The following is a 1,739-nucleotide window of genomic DNA, read 5'->3' as shown; positions in this document are numbered from 1 at the left end:
GGTACTGACGAACAGGAACCTGATATGAGGCTATGAGGACGGATGAGCAGGCACATCACTGTGACGTCCAAAAGCTCCTGCAAAGGAGGAGTTCCGAAATAGTAGATCAGGCAGCGATTGGGGGAAGGAAGATGCTCTTACCTGGGGAGGTCTCACCGTCCACGAGTTGGGCAGGGTGAGAAGTCAGCAGAGGTCATAGTAGCTGCGGGAAACGAGCCACGAACAGAGACCGTGGAGGCCTCACAAAGTAGCGAAGGGCTGAACGTTAATTTGTCCCAAATGCTGTAAGGAAGCTTTCTGCGTGAGCGGAATCTAGCCTTGTTTTAGGCGGGACAGGGAAACAAGAAATAAACTAAGATGATCGAGCAAATCTTAACACGAAAGAACCTGTTACAAGCAATGTACAAGGTCCAAAAGAACCACGGTTCGGCTGGCGTTGACCATATGCCTGCAACGAAACTGTCGGAACTCATGTCGATTGACAAAGAAGAACTGACAGCTAAGGTTCGCTCGGGGGCATATTTGCCACAAGCCATCTTAGGAGTAGAGATTCCGAAAGGAAATGGGAAATCAAGGTTACTTGGTATTCCCACTGTTACCGACCGTTTACTTCAACAGGCGGTTCTGCAGGTTATCAATGCACGTTTTGAGTTTGAGTTTTCGGAATCCAGTTTTGGATTCCGCCCCAAACGAAGCGTGCAGCAGGCAGTTTTAAAAGCACAGCGATACATTAACGAAGGGTTTCAAAACATCATAGATATTGATTTACAAACCTTTTTCGATGAAGTTGACCATTGCTATTTATTGCAACTGCTTCACCGTAAAATCAAATGCCGCGCAACTTTACGACTCATTCGCAAATGGCTACGTGCCCCAATTCAAATAAAAGGGAAACTGGTCAAGCGACGGAAAGGTGTGCCACAGGGTAGCCCGCTAAGTCCACTACTGTCTAATATCATGTTAAATGAACTCGACAGGGAATTGGAACGACAAGGCTTGCGTTTTGTCCGCTATGCCGATGATTTTAGCATTTATGTTAAAACCAAGGCAACCGCCCGAAAGGTCGGCAACAACATTTTTAAGTTTCTTAAAAACAAGTTGAAGCTAACCATTAACAGGGGGAAAAGTGGCATCCGCCGACCTGTACATTTTACCTGTTTGGGATTTGGGTTTGTACCCACTTACCAAAAAGGTGAACGTGGCAAATATCAATTGGTCGTATCTGAAAAGAGTTGGAAGAAGCTAAAGCAAAAGCTTAAAGTCCTTACCCGAAAAACCACCCCAATGAGTTTTGACGAACGTATCGAAAAACTCAACGAAGTTCAACTAGGTTGGGTGAATGCTTTTCGTATGGCAAGTATTCAAAACAAACTTTCTGAACTGGATGGATGGCTACGAAACCGACTCCGTTATTGTATCTGGCACCACTGGAAGAAACCCGAACGGAAAAGGAAAAACCTGATTCGTTTAGGAATTGAACAGGGGCAAGCCTATGCATGGAGTCGGTCGCGGATGGGAGGCTGGGCGATTGCCCAAAGCCCAATTTTGGGGACTACCATTTCAATTGAACGCCTGAAAAAACGTGGGTACGTTTCTATGTTGGAACTCTACAAGCAAATTAAACCGAACACGGTTTTGTTTCCTATGATTTAACGAACCGCCGTATACGAGACCCGTACGTACGGTGGTGTGAGAGGCTTTCCCCGTCAGTTTCTGCTGGCGGGGCAGTCTACTCGATT

1 protein-coding gene is annotated in these 1,739 nt (G+C 46.1%); it reads left to right on the top strand.

Annotation, left to right across the window (positions count from 1 at the left end; all coding sequences use genetic code 11):
- The first annotated feature begins 357 nt into the window (after positions 1 to 357).
- On the top strand, positions 358 to 1,653 hold the full coding sequence (gene ltrA / locus CLV93_RS20040; protein ID WP_106544012.1) for a group II intron reverse transcriptase/maturase: 1,296 nt from the start codon (positions 358 to 360) through the stop codon (positions 1,651 to 1,653).
- The last annotated feature ends 86 nt before the right edge of the window (positions 1,654 to 1,739 follow it).

The organism is Prolixibacter denitrificans (assembly GCF_003014495.1).
Taxonomy (GTDB): domain Bacteria; phylum Bacteroidota; class Bacteroidia; order Bacteroidales; family Prolixibacteraceae; genus Prolixibacter; species Prolixibacter denitrificans.
This window is presented reverse-complemented; position numbering and strand designations above follow the sequence as displayed.